Origin of the sequence: Denitratisoma oestradiolicum (assembly GCF_902813185.1) — a bacterium.
Lineage (GTDB): Bacteria > Pseudomonadota > Gammaproteobacteria > Burkholderiales > Rhodocyclaceae > Denitratisoma > Denitratisoma oestradiolicum.
In genome coordinates this window covers 3,423,538-3,437,496 of record NZ_LR778301.1, presented here as the reverse complement: position 1 = coordinate 3,437,496, position 13,959 = coordinate 3,423,538, and the positions used below count along the sequence as shown (strand labels likewise).

Here is a 13,959-nt window from a genome sequence, read left to right as displayed (position 1 = left end):
TGAGCTTCAGACAGGGCGTGCTCTTTTCCCGCAATGTCACGGATTGAAGGGCCGTGGCGAAAACTGGGCTGTGTGAAGGCTGGGCGATCGATAAAAAATAGCGCGGTTCATCTCATGGTTGGTGGCGAACAGCACTGTTGCCCTGGCGTTCCGTCTCAAGTTGAACGGGTGGACAGGATACGCTGCCGTAGGAACAGAAAACGCAGCAGTCGCCGGGTTTGGGTCTTAGCAGTGTGTGGCAGCCGACACACTGATAGAACCACTGACAAGCGTCGGTGGGCATCGTTTCCATCTGCCAGTGACCACAGACGGGGCAAGTGAGTTTGGATTCAGTAACGATTTTGGACATTTTGGATCGGTAACCAGATATTGGCACCGCTGGACGCGCAGGCGATACCAAAGTGCGTCAAGTGTGGGCATCAAGGATTTTGCGCGAGGGAAACGCTCACCCTCGGCGCCCGCACTTTGTACGGTCTGCGGAGTTTCAGAATAAATGCAGCACCCAATGCGCGATGGCGGCACCAATGGCGAGCATCACCATAACGGCCATCATTTTCTCGTGTAAGCACATTTTGCTCGAATGCGTGCACGCTTCGCCCATTTTGCACATGACTGACATGATTGTTCTCCATAATGAATTGTCGATCCGCCCAAATCCGAGCGGTCATGTATTTGACGCAGTAAGGGGATGCTTCCTTACAGGAGATTTCAGTTTTTTCGGGTGAGACGAATCGTGGAGCGCCATCGGTTGCCTGGAGATAAAGAACATAGACTGTAAGGAACAGCCTGGGAGGTCCGACTAAGGGATGTAGTCCAACAACCCACTTCAAGGAGTACATCATGCTGAAACTCGTTCGTTCCTTTCTGTTGTTGCTCGCGTTTGCTGCCGGTACCGCGTTCGCTGGAACGCAGTCCTTCGAACAGGCGACCTTCGATGCCTTGCAGAAGGAAGGTAAGCCGACACTTGTCATGATTCATGCTGATTGGTGTCCGACATGCAAGGCACAAGCGCCGATTGTCTTAGAGCTTCTGTCCAGCCCCGAGTACAGGGCCATGAATGCCTTGCGTGTGGATTTCGACCAGCAGAAGAATGTTGTCAAGGAATTCAAGGCGACGATGCAGAGCACCCTGATCGTCTTCAAGGGTGGCAAGGAAGTCGGGCGGTCAACGGGCGACACCAGAAAAGACAGTATCGCGGCCCTCCTCAAGAAGGCGATTTAATCCAATGGATTTCGGTCTTGCCTCCTACGGGCTGTCATTCGTTGCTGGCAGCCTGTCTACCCTTTCGCCCTGCGTCTTGCCGATCTTGCCCATTCTTCTGGGGACTGCGGTGCTCGCTCATCGTTTGGGACCCTATGTCCTGGCCGGAGGTTTGGCACTTTCCTTCACGGTGGTCGGTGTCCTGATCGCCAGCCTGGGGTCGTCCATCGGTCTCGATCAGACCATGCTTCGATATGGGGCAGCCTTGCTTCTTCTGGTGTTTGGTTTGGTGCTGGTCTCCCCAGTCCTGCAAGAGCGTTTTGCAGGAGCGACGTCCGGCTTGTCCGGGACGGGGCAAACCCTGCTTGCGCGGGTGACCCTTGATGGATTGCCAGGGCAGTTTATGCTCGGCTTGCTGCTGGGTATCGTTTGGAGTCCATGTGTCGGCCCGACGCTGGGAGCGGCAATCAGCCTGGCCAGCCAAGGACGGAGTCTGGGGCAGGTTACCTTGCTGATGGGGCTTTTCGGCCTGGGTGCGGGTGTACCTCTCGTCGTTCTGGGATTGCTTTCCCGTCAGGCCATGACGAGAATCCGGGGCCAGTTGTTGTCGGCTGGAAGGGTCGGCAAGCAGCTGTTGGGGGGCATCATGCTGTTGCTCGGCGGGTTGATCCTGAGCGGTGCGGATAAAGCCTTCGAGGCCTGGGTGGTGGAATTGGCGCCGGACTGGTTGATCAGTCTGACCACCTCAATTTGAGGAGTGGGCCGGTTTGTCGAGTCGTTGCTGTTGATACATGGCAGCGACACCAAAGCAAAAGGCCCCAAGAACTCGGGGCCTTTTGAGTTGTCGCCGTTTCAGAATCTATGGAAAGGCGACACTGCCAAGCAATAAACCGAACGGAGAGGATACCTCGAGCCATTTCCCTCTCCGCCGACAGCTCTACTTGAAGCCGATGATGGCCTGATCCACCGTCAGGCTTTCGCCGGCCTTGGCCAGGAGCTTGTCCACCACGCAGTCCCGTTCGGCCTTGAGGACGTTTTCCATCTTCATGGCCTCGATCTTGGCCAGAGTCTCGCCGGCCTTGACCTCCTGGCCCGGGGCCACGGCGATCTCGGTCAGGAGGCCGGGCATCGGGGAGAGCAGGAACTTGGAGGTATCCGGCGGCGCCTTGAAGGGCATCAGCTTCTGCATCGCGGCGGCATGGGCGTTCATCACCATCACGTCGGCCTGGGTGCCCCAGTGGAACAGCCGGTACTTGAGTCCGGCGCGCTCCACCTGCATGCAGAAGTGGTTGCCGTTGAAGCTGCCCTGGTAGAGAGACTGGCCGAACTGCCAGTCGGAGCGCACCTCGTGGCGGTCGCCGGCAAAGCTGACATCCCAGCCGCCGGAGGCGGCATGGATGGTCACCGGATGATGGGCATCACCCAGGATAACCACGTAGTCCGCGCCCGGCTTGAAGGCGTGGCCGGGCATCTGGCCGGAGATTTCGGTGTTGCGTTGCAGGTACTGGCGATGCATGGCGGCGGCGACGCAGACCAGCATGGCCGGGTCGTCATGCACCACGTCGGCGGCATTGAAGCCCTTGGGATATTCCTCGCCGATCAGGCCGGTGTTGAAGTTGCCGTTCACGAAACGGGGATTCTTCATCAGGGCAGCCTGGAAGGCAATGTTGGAGGCCACGCCGCGGATCACGAAGGCGTTGAGGCCTTCCCGCATCCTGGCGATGGCCTGATCCCGGGTGGCGCCGTGCACGATCAGCTTGGCGATCATGGAGTCGTAGAACATGGAGATTTCGCCACCCTCATAGACGCCGGTATCCACCCGCACCAAGCCCGCCACTTCCTTCGGCGGCTGGTATTTCACCAGGCGGCCGGTGGAGGGCAGGAAGTTGCGGAAGGGGTCCTCGGCGTTGATGCGGCACTCCATGGCCCATCCTTCGCGTTTGATCTCGTTCTGCTTGAAGGGCAGGGCCTCGCCGGCGGCAACGCGGATCATCAGCTCCACCAGGTCCAGGCCGGTGATCATCTCGGTGACGGGGTGCTCCACCTGGAGCCGGGTGTTCATCTCCAGGAAGTAGAAGCCCTTGTCCTTGCCGCCCACGACGAATTCCACGGTGCCGGCGGACTGGTAATTCACGGCCTTGGCCAAGGCCACGGCCTGTTCGCCCATGGCCTTGCGGGTAGCGTCGTCGAGGAAGGGGGAGGGAGCTTCCTCGATCACCTTCTGGTGGCGGCGCTGGATGGAGCACTCGCGCTCCCACAGGTACACCACATTGCCCTGACTGTCGCCCATCACCTGGATCTCGATGTGGCGGGGCTCCTCGATGAACTTCTCCATGAACACCCGGTCGTCGCCGAAGGCGTTCTTTGCCTCGTTCTTGCAGGAGGCGAAACCCTCATGGGCTTCCTTGTCGTTGAATGCCACGCGCAGGCCCTTGCCGCCGCCGCCGGCGGAGGCCTTGATCATCACCGGGTAGCCGATGTCCCGGGCGATCTCCACGGCCCGCTCCGGGGTGTCGATGGGGTCGTTGTAGCCGGGAATGATGTTGACCCGGGCTTCCTTGGCAAGCTTCTTGGAGGCGATCTTGTCGCCCATGGCCGCCACCGAGTGATGCTTGGGGCCGATGAAGACGATGCCCTGCTCCTCCAGGGTGCGGGAGAACTCCTCATTTTCCGAGAGGAAGCCGTAGCCCGGATGGACCGCCTCGGCGCCGGTCTGCTTGCAGGCGGCGATGATCTTGTCCATCACCAGATAGCTTTCCTTGGACGCTGCCGGGCCGATGCACACGGCCTCGTCGGCCAGTTCCACATGGCGCGCATCCTTGTCCGCCTCGGAATACACGGCCACGGTCTTGATGCCCATCCTGCGGGCGGTCTTGATGACGCGGCAGGCGATCTCGCCGCGGTTTGCAATCAGTATCTTCTTGAACATTTCCTGAATCCTCCCTGCGCTTACAGCGGAATGTTGCCGTGCTTGCGCCACGGGTTCTCGATCTTCTTGTTCTTCAGCATCACCAGGGAGCGGCAGATGCGCTTCCTGGTCTCGTGGGGCTGGATCACGTCGTCGATGAAGCCCCGGGCGCCGGCCACGAAGGGGTTGGCGAACTTGGCCTTGTATTCCGCTTCCTTGGCGGCCAGTTTTTCCGGGTCGCCCTTGTCCTCGCGGAAAATGATCTCCACCGCGCCCTTGGGACCCATCACGGCAATCTCGGCGCTGGGCCATGCGAAGTTCACGTCGCCGCGCAGATGCTTGGAGGCCATCACGTCATAGGCGCCGCCGTAGGCCTTGCGGGTGATCAGGGTGACTTTCGGCACGGTGCACTCGGCGTAGGCGTAGAGCAGCTTGGCCCCGTGCTTGATGATGCCGCCGTATTCCTGGCTGGTGCCCGGCATGAAGCCCGGCACGTCCACCAGGGTGATGATGGGAATGTTGAAGGCGTCGCAGAAGCGCACAAAACGGCCGCCCTTGATGGCGGACTTGATGTCCAGGCAGCCCGCCAGCACCATGGGCTGGTTGGCGACGATGCCCACGGTCTGGCCTTCCATGCGGGCGAAGCCGATCACGATGTTGGCCGCATGGCCGGGCTGAACCTCGAAGAAGTCGCCGTCGTCCACGATCTTGTAGATCAGTTCCTTGATGTCGTAGGGCTTGTTGGCATTATCCGGCACCAGAGTGTCGAGGGAGTAGTCGAGGCGGTCGGCCGGGTCGCTGGTGGGACGGATCGGCGCCGTCTCCTTGTTGTTCTGGGGCAGGTAGTTGATGAAGCGGCGCAGCATCAGCAGCGCCTCCACATCGTTCTCGAAGGCCAGGTCGGCCACGCCGGACTTGGTGGTGTGGGTGATGGCGCCCCCCAGTTCCTCCGCCGTCACCTCCTCGTGGGTCACGGTCTTCACCACATCGGGACCGGTGACGAACATGTAGGAGGAATCCTTCACCATGAAGATGAAGTCGGTCATCGACGGGCTGTACACCGCGCCGCCTGCGCAGGGACCCATGATCATCGAGATCTGGGGGATCACCCCGGAGGCCATCACGTTGCGCTGGAACACGTCCGCGTAGCCGCCCAGGGCCGCCACGCCTTCCTGGATGCGGGCGCCGCCCGAGTCATTGAGGCCGATCACCGGCGCGCCGACCTGCATGGCCTTGTCCATGATCTTGCAGATCTTCTCGGCATGGGTTTCCGACAGGGCACCGCCGAAAACGGTGAAGTCCTGGGAGAAGACGAACACCATGCGGCCATTGACCGTGCCGTAGCCGGTCACCACGCCGTCGCCGGGCACCTGGGTCTGCTCCATGTCGAAGTCGGTGCAGCGGTGCTCCTTGAACATGTCCCACTCTTCGAAGGTGCCTTCGTCGAGCAGGATCTCGATGCGCTCCCTGGCCGTCAGCTTGCCCTTGGCATGCTGGGCGTCGATGCGCTTCTGGCCGCCGCCGAGGCGGGCCTTTTCGCGCTTGGCGTCCAGTTGGTGGATGATGTCGTGCATAGCAAACTCCCTTGGATGAGGCGACGAATGTAGCGCCGTGTTGATTCAGTGTTTGAGGTAGTCGAGCAGGGTATGGGCCGCCGCCGCCGGCGTTGTCAGGCCCTCCTCGACGGCGCGGGTAAACGCGGGCAGGTTCTCCTGGACGCGGGGGTGATGGCGGAAATGCTGGCGCAGCCCGGAATCGATCAGTTGCCACATCCACGACAGGGCTTGATGCTGGCGCTTGGCCTGGAACTCGCCGCTGGGCTTCAAGGCGGCCTGATATTTCTCCACCTGTTCCCAGAAATCGACGATGCCTTCCTTGTGCAGGGCCGACAGCGCCACCACGGGGGGCGACCAGTGTTTCGAGGCGGGGCGCAGCATGTGCAGCGCATTCTTCCACTGGGCACGGGCCACGGCGGTGGCTCTGGGGTCGATGTCGGCCTTGTTGATGACCACCAGGTCGGCGATCTCGACGATGCCCTTCTTGATGGCCTGCAGATCGTCGCCGGCATTGGGCAACTGGAGCAGGCAGAACATGTCCACCATGCCGGCCACCGTGGTCTCCGACTGGCCGACGCCGACGGTCTCGATGATGATCACGTCGTAGCCGGCGGCCTCGCAGAGCAGCATCGCTTCCCGGGTCTTCTCGGCGACGCCGCCCAGGGAGCCGGCCGAGGGGCTGGGACGGATGAAGGCTTCTTCCCGCTGGGAGAGCTGCTCCATGCGGGTCTTGTCGCCCAGGATGGAACCGCCATTCACCGAGGAGGACGGGTCGATGGCCAGCACCGCCAGCTTCTTGCCCTGACCGATGAGCCAGACCCCCAGGGCCTCGATGAAGGTGGATTTGCCGGCGCCGGGCACACCGGAAATACCGATGCGGATGGCGTTGCCGGTGCTGGGCAGCAGGGCGGCGAGTACCTGCTGAGCCCGCTGCTGGTGATCGGTCCGGGTGGACTCGATCAGAGTGATGGCCTTGGCCAGGGCGCGGCGCTGGCCGGCCAGCACACCATCCACCAGGGTCTGGTCGGCTGCGGAGAGCAGGTTGGCGTGGACCACTGGTGTGTTCCGTCCGCGACTGGTATCAGGCCCGCGCCTTCCGGATTTCTTCCAGCACCTTCCGGGCGGAATCCTCGATCCGGGTGCCTGGGCCGAAGACGGCCTTGGCGCCGGCATTGAACAGGTAGTCGTAATCCTGGGCCGGGATCACGCCGCCGGCGAAGACGATGATGTCTTCGCCGCCCTGATCCTTGAGGGCCTGGACCAGGGCCGGCAGCAGGGTCTTGTGGCCGGCGGCCAGGGACGAGACGCCCACGGCATGCACGTCGTTCTCGATGGCCTGGCGCGCGGCTTCCTCGGGGGTCTGGAACAGGGGGCCCATGTCGATGTCGAAGCCCAGGTCGGCGTAGGCCGTGGCCACCACCTTGGCGCCCCGGTCATGGCCGTCCTGGCCCAGCTTGGCGATCATGACGCGGGGCCGGCGACCCTCTTCCTCGGCGAATCTGGCCACATCGGCCTTGATCTGCTCCCAGCTTTCCTGTCCTTCCACGACGCCTCCGTATATACCCGAGATGGTCTGGTTGTTGGCGCGGAAGCGGCCGAAGACCTTTTCCAGCGCGTCGGAGACTTCGCCCACGGTGGCACGCAGGCGGATGGCCTGTACCGTCAGATCCAGCAGGTTGCCTTCTCCGGATTTGGCCGCGGCAGTCAGGGCGGCCAGGGCGGCATTGACGGCGGCACTGTCGCGGCTGGCCCGGATGCTCTGCAAGCGGGCGATCTGGGACTCGCGCACGGCATGGTTGTCGATGTCGAGGATGTCGATCGCATCCTCCTTGGCCAGTTTGTATTTGTTCACACCGACGATCACGTCCTTGCCCGAGTCGATGCGGGCCTGCTTGTCGGCGGCGCAGGTTTCCACCTGCATCTTGGCCCAGCCCGATTCCACGGCCTTGGTCATGCCGCCCATGGCTTCGATTTCCTCGATGATGGCCCAGGCCTTGTCGGCCATTTCCTGGGTCAGCTTTTCCATCATGTAGGAACCGGCCCAGGGGTCCACCACATTGGTGATGTGGGTCTCTTCCTGGATGATCAGTTGGGTGTTGCGGGCGACGCGGGAGGAGAACTCCGTGGGCAGCGCGATGGCCTCGTCCAGGGCGTTGGTGTGCAGGGACTGGGTGCCGCCGAAGACGGCCGCCATGGCTTCGATGGTGGTGCGCACCACGTTGTTGTAGGGGTCCTGCTCGGTCAGGGACCAGCCCGAGGTCTGGCTGTGGGTGCGCAGCATCATGGACTTGGGGCTCTTGGCATTGAAGCCCTGCATGATGCGCCACCAGAGCTGGCGGGCGGCGCGCATCTTGGCGATTTCCAGATAGAAGTTCATGCCCACCGCCCAGAAGAAGGACAGGCGGCCGGCGAAGGTGTCCACGTCCATGCCGGAGGCGACGCCGGTGCGCACGTACTCCATGCCGTCGGCCAGGGTGAAGGCCAGCTCGATGGCCTGGTTGGCCCCGGCTTCCTGGATGTGATAGCCCGAGATGGAAATGGAGTTGAACTTGGGCATCTTCTCTGCCGTGAACGCGAAGATGTCCGCGATGATTTTCATCGAGGGCTTGGGCGGATAGATGTAGGTGTTCCGCACCATGAACTCTTTGAGGATGTCGTTCTGGATCGTGCCGGCCAGTTGCTCGGGCTTAACACCCTGCTCCTCGGCGGCGACGATGTAGCCGGCCAGGATGGGCAGCACGGCGCCGTTCATGGTCATGGAGACCGAGACCTTGTCCAAAGGGATGCCGTCGAACAGGATCTTCATGTCCTCCACGGAATCGATGGCGACACCGGCCTTGCCCACGTCGCCCACGACCCGGGGATTGTCGGAGTCGTAGCCCCGGTGGGTGGCCAGGTCGAAGGCCACCGACACGCCCTGGCCGCCGGCCGCCAGGGCCTTGCGGTAGAAGGCGTTGGAGGCTTCGGCGGTGGAGAAGCCGGCGTATTGGCGGATGGTCCAGGGCTTCACCGCGTACATGGTGGCCTGGGGGCCGCGCTGGTAGGGGGCGAAGCCGGGCAGGGTATCAGCGTAGGGCAGGCCCTTGAGGTCCTCGGCCGTGTACAGGGGCTTGACGGTGAGGCCCTCGGGGGTGACCCAGTTCAGGTTGCCGACGTTGCCACCGGGGGCGGACTTGGCGGCGGCCTTGGTCCAGGTCTCCAGGGAGGGAACGTTTGCCTCGGGGTACTTGTTGCTCATCTCGCTTCTCCTGCGCGGCCTTCGCGGAAATGGGCGCGCCAACTGAAAATGATGGGAAGGGCGGAAGAATAAACCTTGGGTGGCCCTTGACACCGGATAGGCTGGCATAATACGTTATCCATAATTATGAATGCAATAGACTCCCCAATCGGCGCCGTCGCCGGCCAGACCATCGCCCGCACCGCCCTCTACCAGGAGGTGGCGGAGCGCTTGCGTGTCCGCATCTTCGCCCACGACATGGCGCCGGGCAGCTGGGTGGACGAGCAGGCCCTGGCGGACGAGTTCGGCATCTCCCGCACGCCGATGCGGGAGGCCCTCAAGGTGTTGGCCGCCGAGGGCCTGGTGGTGCTGAAGCCCCGCCGCGGCTGCTATGTGGCCGAGCTGTCGGAACAGGACCTGGACGAGGTGTTCCCGGTGATGGCCCTGCTGGAAGGACGGGCCGCCCTGGAAGCGGCAGGCAAGGCCAGCGACGCCGACCTGGCCCGGCTGGCTGCGCTCCACGCCGAGCTGGAGCGCCATGGGGCGGCGGCAGACGCCGACCGCTTCTTCGCCGTCAATGATGCCTTCCATGCCGCCCTCCAGGAGATCGCCGGCAACCGCTGGCTGCAGCACCTGATTGACGACACCCGCAAGATGATCAAGCTCACCCGGCGTCATTCCCTCCTGGTGGAGGGGCGGTTGGACCAGTCCCTGGCGGAGCACCGCCAGATCCTGGAGGCCCTGCAGGCCCGGAATCCGGAGCGGGCGGCCCGGGCCATGCATGACCACCTGCTGTCGGGCCGGGAGGCCCTGGCCAAGCTGGGATCGACGCTGCGATGAATCCCGACATCCTGTGCGAACGCGATGGCGACATCGCCACGGTGACCCTGTTCAATCCGGACAAGCTCAATGCGGTCAATGGCGCCATGTGGCGCCGGCTCAAGGTGGTGATGGATGAGCTGGATGGCGACGAGTGCCTGCGCTGCGTGGTGTTGCGGGGCGAGGGTGGAACCTTCGCCGCCGGTGGCGACCTGGAGGAGTTCCTGACCCAGCGCGATACCTTCGAGCGGGCCCAGGTCTATCACGGCGAGTGGGTGGCCGGCGCTCTCGATTCCATCGTGGATTGCCGTCACCCCAGTGTGGCCCTGATCGAGGGGGTCTGCATCGGCGGCGGACTGGAAATCGCCAGTTGCTGCGATCTGCGCATCGCCGGCGCCGGAGCGCGCTTCGGCGCGCCGATCATGAAGCTGGGCTTCACCATGGCCCATTCCGAGCTGGTGGGGCTGGTTGCTCTGGCCGGCCCCGCCGTGGCCCTGGAAATCCTGCTGGAGGGACGCATCCTGGGTGCCGTCGAAGCCTATGAAAAGGGATTGCTGACCCGGGTGGTGGCCGATGCCGAGGTGGCTGAAGAGGCCTATGCTACGGCCCGGCGCATTGCTGCAGGCGCTCCCATGGTGGCACGGGCCCACAAGAAGCTGGTGCGGCGCCTGATGGCCCAGGCACGGGCTTTGACGGAGTCGGAGGTTCGGGACAATTTTGCTTTCCTCGACAGTACCGACTACCAGGAAGGGCTGGCCGCCTTTCTGGCCAAGCGCAAGCCTCAATTCCAGGGACATTGAGCCTGGCGCTGTTCGCATAACCGGAAAGGACTGGTCCGGGGCCATTCTTGTCGGGAAAATAAACGACCGCACTTTTAAATGACGGCTTATCGAGGAGAAAAAGACATGAAGCGTTTTGAAGGCAAGGCTGTATTGATCACCGGAGCCGCTTCCGGCATCGCCCTGGCCACCACCAAACGGCTGGCGGGCGAAGGCGCACGGGTGCTGGCCTGCGACATCAACGCCGACCTGCTGCACAAGGAAATGAAGGCCCTGGCGGACCAGGGTCTGGACGTGACGGCCCGGGTGTTGAATGTCACCGACAGCGCCGACTGCAACGGTGCCGTGGCCGATGCCGTGGCGCGCTTCGGCAAGCTGGACGTGCTGTGCAACATCGCCGGCACCCTGATGTTCAAGCACTTCACCGATCTTACCGACGCGGAGTGGGCCAAGGTCTTCGCCATCAACGTCAATGGCGTCTTCGCCATGTGCCGGGCGGCGATTCCCCACCTGCTGGAAACCAAGGGCAACATCATCAATATCTCTTCGGCGGCCGGGGTCGTCGGTACGCCCTATAACGCGCCCTACAGCGCCAGCAAGGGGGCGGTATTGATGCTGTCCAAGGCCCTGGCCGTGGAATATGCCTCCAAGGGCCTGCGGGTGAATGCGGTTTGTCCGGGCCACGTGCATACCCCGATGACCAGTGGCGTGACTCCCCCGGAAGGCGCGGACTTCTCCCTGTTTGGTCGCCTCTCTCCCCTGGTGCTGCCCGGCGCCGACCCGGCGGAAATCGCCGGCGCCATCGCCTACCTGGCCTCGGACGAAGCCCGCTTCGTCACCGGCTCCACCTTTGTCATCGACGGGGGCCAGACCGCCATCTGAGTGTCCTCCTGCCCCGGCCTGGCGCCGGGGCGCAAAACAAGCAACCATGAGCCGTGCGCCATCCTCTCCCTACGATGCCCTGAGCCAGAATCAGCGCTGGTGGGTGGTGCTGATCGTATCCCTGGGGGTGGTGGCCAGCATCCTGCCCAGCGGCAGTTTCAACGTGGCCATCCCGGCCCTGATGAAGGATTTCGGCCTGGGCCACGACAGCGTGCAGTTCGTGGTTACCACCTTCATGGTGACCAACACCGTGGCCATGCTGGCTGCGCCCTGGCTGATCCAGCGCTTCGGCCTGCGTCGCTGTTTCGAGGCCACCATGGCGGTGTTGCTGATTACCAGCCTGGTGGGCAGTCTGAGCCCCAGTTTCAATCTGTTGTTGGGCGCTCGCCTGATCCAGGGCAGCACCGCCGCGATGATGGCGCCCATGGGTTCCATCGTGGTGATGCGCCTGTTCACCCCGGACCGCCAGGGCCGCGCCTATGGCATCAATTCCCTGGCGGTCACCCTGGCCCTGGCCCTGGCACCGGCGCTTGCCGGACTGCTGGTGGACCTCTGGGGCTGGCGCGCCGTGTCCCTGCTGCCACTGCCGGTGGGGTTGCTGGCCTGGTGGGGAGCGCGCCGTCTGCTGTTCCGGGAACCACTCGGGGCCGAGGCCCCCTTCGACTGGATGGGTATGGGCCTGCTCTCCCTGCTGACCCTGGCCTGGCTGGCCTGCTTCAGCCGTCCGGGAGGAGGACCCTCCCTTGCCTGGAGTGCGGGCTGCATGGGGGTGTCCCTGCTGGCCATCGGCGCCTTTGTCCTGCATCTGCAACGGTCGGCGGCCCCCATCCTGGGGGGCGGGCTGTTCCAACGCCGGACCCTGATGCTGGGCGGTGGCGTGAGCTTTCTGACGGGCTTCGGCATGTATGGCGCCATGTACCTGATGCCGGTGTTCCTGCAAAGCGTGATGGGCCTCTCCGCCTCCCATGCTGGTGCGGCCCAGATACCGGGCACCCTGGCCCTGTCCCTGACCTTTCCCGTGGCGGGCATCCTGGCCGACCGATGGACCCCTCATAAGTTGATGGCCTGGGGGCTGGCGGTGTTCACCGCTTCCTTCGTGGTCCTTTGGCACTACGGCGAAACGGTGACCTATCTGGGTTTTATTCTTATCACCATTGTTGGCCGGATCGGCCAGAGCTTCGCCCTGACCCCCATCAACAAGGCTGCCTTGGCGAATCTCCATGGACGGGTGCTGAGCGAGGCCTCGATGCTGCTCAACTACCTGCGTCAGTTGGGGGGCGTGCTGGGGGTTGCGGGAGCAGCCGCCTACGTGGAGTGGCGCGCCCACAGCCTGGGGGAGGGGAGCCATGCCCTGGCCACGGCCTTCAGCGAAGGCTATCTGGTCGTGGCCGTTGCCCTGGCGCTGGCAATCCTGGTGGCGACCCGGATGGGGCGGTAGGGTAGCTGGATTTTCTGAGGTCTCCGCACCCAGCCGTGCATCGGGGTGTATGCACGTCCGGGACGTATGTCAGGGCAGGTAGAATTCGCCCTTCTTCAGGGAGAACCTAAATAATGACCCAGGCAATGACCCAGGACCAACTCAAGCAGGCGGTGGCCCGTGCCGCCCGGGATTATGTGGCGGAGACGATTGCTCCGGGCGCCATCGTCGGGGTGGGCACGGGTTCCACCGCCAATTTTTTCATCGACGAACTGGCCGCCATCAAGGATCGTCTCGGGGGCACGGTCGCCAGCTCCGAGGGAACCCGGAAGCGACTGGAGGGCCATGGCATCCGGGTGCTGGACCTGAACGACGTGGAGGATCTGCCCGTCTATGTGGATGGCGCCGACGAGATCGACGGCGGCCTGTCCATGATCAAGGGCGGCGGCGCCGCCCTGACCCGGGAGAAGATCGTTGCCGCCGTGGCCGGCACCTTTGTCTGCGTCTGCGACCAGAGCAAGCGGGTAGCGACCCTGGGCCGCTTTCCCCTGCCGGTGGAGGTGATCCCCATGGCCCGTGCCTACGTGGCGCGGGAACTGGAAAAACTGGGTGGGCAGCCCAGGTGGCGGGAAGGGGTCGTCACCGACAACGGCAACGTGATCCTGGATGTTCATGGCCTGACCATCACCGCTCCGGCGGAATTCGAGGCCCGGATCAACCAGATCGTCGGGGTGGTCACCAATGGCCTCTTCGCCTGCCGGGGCGCCGACCTGCTGCTGCTGGCCACCCCCGGTGGCGTCGAAGAATACCGCCGCTGAAACACGACGGGCCGCCCCAAGGGCGGCCCGCTTTGCCATCCGTCAGATCCGAAGCTCAGTGACCCGGAGGCACGAAGCCCGCTGCCGTATCGGCACCCTCGCCAAAGAAATGCTTGGTCACCTGTTCCTGGAGATATTGCCGGGCACGGGGATCGGCCAGGGAGAGGCGATTCTCGTTGATCAGCATGGTCTGCAGGCGCGTCCATTGCTGCCACGCCTCCTTTGAGACGTTTTCATAAATCCGCTTGCCCAGCTCGCCCGGCAGGGGGGGGAAATCCAGGCCTTCGGCTTCGCGGCCCAGTTTGATGCAATTGACCATGCGTGCCATGGCGTGTCCTTTATTTGTGGGTTGGGACGGCGATT

Annotated in this window: 14 protein-coding genes; 7 read left to right on the top strand and 7 right to left on the bottom strand. The window is 63.4% G+C overall.

What is annotated here, in order from left to right:
- Positions 1–112: 112 nt before the first annotated feature.
- Positions 113–349, bottom strand: coding sequence for a GDCCVxC domain-containing (seleno)protein (locus DENOEST_RS20245; protein ID WP_145771524.1), 237 nt, complete (start codon positions 347–349; stop codon positions 113–115).
- Positions 350–484: 135 nt separating this feature from the next.
- Positions 485–619 carry a hypothetical protein gene (locus DENOEST_RS20530; RefSeq protein WP_269475909.1) on the bottom strand — a complete coding sequence of 45 codons (135 nt, stop codon included), beginning with the start codon at positions 617–619 and terminating at the stop codon, positions 485–487.
- Between the two features lie 221 nt (positions 620–840).
- Here DENOEST_RS20530 and DENOEST_RS15690 point away from each other — a divergent pair, with 221 nt between their 5' ends.
- Together DENOEST_RS15690 and DENOEST_RS15685 are read left to right on the top strand one after the other, a co-directional pair.
- The gene (locus tag DENOEST_RS15690) at positions 841–1,221 is read left to right on the top strand and encodes a thioredoxin family protein (protein ID WP_145771523.1); all 381 of its coding nucleotides are present in this window, start codon (positions 841–843) and stop codon (positions 1,219–1,221) included.
- A gap of 4 nt (positions 1,222–1,225) precedes the next feature.
- Entirely contained in the window at positions 1,226–1,954 is a 729-nt protein-coding gene (locus tag DENOEST_RS15685) for a cytochrome c biogenesis CcdA family protein (RefSeq protein ID WP_145771522.1), read from the top strand.
- A 183-nt stretch (positions 1,955–2,137) separates the two neighbouring features.
- Here the strand turns inward: DENOEST_RS15685 and accC are convergent, their stop codons facing one another.
- From accC to scpA, 4 genes are read right to left on the bottom strand one after another with little or no spacing between them, the layout of a single operon-like run.
- Complete coding sequence (gene accC, locus DENOEST_RS15680; RefSeq protein WP_145771521.1) at positions 2,138–4,129, bottom strand: acetyl-CoA carboxylase biotin carboxylase subunit; 1,992 nt, start codon at positions 4,127–4,129, stop codon at positions 2,138–2,140.
- Between the two features lie 20 nt (positions 4,130–4,149).
- Positions 4,150–5,682 (bottom strand): acyl-CoA carboxylase subunit beta, encoded by a 1,533-nt coding sequence (locus DENOEST_RS15675; RefSeq protein WP_145771520.1) that lies wholly within the window; start codon positions 5,680–5,682, stop codon positions 4,150–4,152.
- Between the two features lie 45 nt (positions 5,683–5,727).
- Positions 5,728–6,720, bottom strand: a complete 993-nt coding sequence (gene meaB / locus DENOEST_RS15670; protein WP_232096522.1) for a methylmalonyl Co-A mutase-associated GTPase MeaB — start codon at positions 6,718–6,720, stop codon at positions 5,728–5,730.
- Positions 6,721–6,745: 25 nt separating this feature from the next.
- Positions 6,746–8,902, bottom strand: coding sequence for a methylmalonyl-CoA mutase (scpA, locus tag DENOEST_RS15665; RefSeq protein WP_145771518.1), 2,157 nt, complete (start codon positions 8,900–8,902; stop codon positions 6,746–6,748).
- A gap of 126 nt (positions 8,903–9,028) precedes the next feature.
- Here scpA and DENOEST_RS15660 point away from each other — a divergent pair, with 126 nt between their 5' ends.
- From DENOEST_RS15660 to rpiA, 5 genes are all read left to right on the top strand, one after another.
- The gene (locus DENOEST_RS15660) at positions 9,029–9,721 is read left to right on the top strand and encodes a GntR family transcriptional regulator (protein WP_145771517.1); all 693 of its coding nucleotides are present in this window, start codon (positions 9,029–9,031) and stop codon (positions 9,719–9,721) included.
- Positions 9,718–10,500 (top strand): enoyl-CoA hydratase/isomerase family protein, encoded by a 783-nt coding sequence (locus tag DENOEST_RS15655; RefSeq protein ID WP_145771516.1) that lies wholly within the window; start codon positions 9,718–9,720, stop codon positions 10,498–10,500. The genes DENOEST_RS15660 and DENOEST_RS15655 overlap by 4 nt, the downstream gene beginning before the upstream one ends.
- Positions 10,501–10,605: 105 nt before the next feature.
- Entirely contained in the window at positions 10,606–11,361 is a 756-nt protein-coding gene (locus DENOEST_RS15650) for an SDR family NAD(P)-dependent oxidoreductase (protein WP_145771515.1), read from the top strand.
- Between the two features lie 46 nt (positions 11,362–11,407).
- A complete protein-coding gene (locus DENOEST_RS15645) occupies positions 11,408–12,799 on the top strand; it encodes an MFS transporter (RefSeq protein ID WP_145771514.1) in 1,392 nt (463 codons plus the stop codon).
- A gap of 125 nt (positions 12,800–12,924) precedes the next feature.
- On the top strand, positions 12,925–13,596 hold the full coding sequence (gene rpiA, locus DENOEST_RS15640; protein ID WP_145771553.1) for a ribose-5-phosphate isomerase RpiA: 672 nt from the start codon (positions 12,925–12,927) through the stop codon (positions 13,594–13,596).
- A gap of 55 nt (positions 13,597–13,651) precedes the next feature.
- Here rpiA and DENOEST_RS15635 read toward each other — a convergent pair whose 3' ends face one another.
- Positions 13,652–13,924: an oxidative damage protection protein gene (locus DENOEST_RS15635; RefSeq protein WP_145771513.1), complete on the bottom strand. Its 273-nt coding sequence runs from the start codon at positions 13,922–13,924 to the stop codon at positions 13,652–13,654.
- Positions 13,925–13,959 lie beyond the last annotated feature (35 nt).

What these genes read in the sequence shown, in the direction of transcription:
- DENOEST_RS20245 (WP_145771524.1), bottom strand. Translation starts at nt 349, where the DNA reads ATGTCCAAAATCGTTACTGAATCCAAACTCACTTGCCCCGTCTGTGGT.
- DENOEST_RS20530 (WP_269475909.1), bottom strand. Translation starts at nt 619, where the DNA reads ATGTCAGTCATGTGCAAAATGGGCGAAGCGTGCACGCATTCGAGCAAA.
- DENOEST_RS15690 (WP_145771523.1), top strand. Translation starts at nt 841, where the DNA reads ATGCTGAAACTCGTTCGTTCCTTTCTGTTGTTGCTCGCGTTTGCTGCC.
- DENOEST_RS15685 (WP_145771522.1), top strand. Translation starts at nt 1,226, where the DNA reads ATGGATTTCGGTCTTGCCTCCTACGGGCTGTCATTCGTTGCTGGCAGC.
- accC (WP_145771521.1), bottom strand. Translation starts at nt 4,129, where the DNA reads ATGTTCAAGAAGATACTGATTGCAAACCGCGGCGAGATCGCCTGCCGC.
- DENOEST_RS15675 (WP_145771520.1), bottom strand. Translation starts at nt 5,682, where the DNA reads ATGCACGACATCATCCACCAACTGGACGCCAAGCGCGAAAAGGCCCGC.
- scpA (WP_145771518.1), bottom strand. Translation starts at nt 8,902, where the DNA reads ATGAGCAACAAGTACCCCGAGGCAAACGTTCCCTCCCTGGAGACCTGG.
- DENOEST_RS15660 (WP_145771517.1), top strand. Translation starts at nt 9,029, where the DNA reads ATGAATGCAATAGACTCCCCAATCGGCGCCGTCGCCGGCCAGACCATC.
- DENOEST_RS15655 (WP_145771516.1), top strand. Translation starts at nt 9,718, where the DNA reads ATGAATCCCGACATCCTGTGCGAACGCGATGGCGACATCGCCACGGTG.
- DENOEST_RS15650 (WP_145771515.1), top strand. Translation starts at nt 10,606, where the DNA reads ATGAAGCGTTTTGAAGGCAAGGCTGTATTGATCACCGGAGCCGCTTCC.
- DENOEST_RS15645 (WP_145771514.1), top strand. Translation starts at nt 11,408, where the DNA reads ATGAGCCGTGCGCCATCCTCTCCCTACGATGCCCTGAGCCAGAATCAG.
- rpiA (WP_145771553.1), top strand. Translation starts at nt 12,925, where the DNA reads ATGACCCAGGACCAACTCAAGCAGGCGGTGGCCCGTGCCGCCCGGGAT.
- DENOEST_RS15635 (WP_145771513.1), bottom strand. Translation starts at nt 13,924, where the DNA reads ATGGCACGCATGGTCAATTGCATCAAACTGGGCCGCGAAGCCGAAGGC.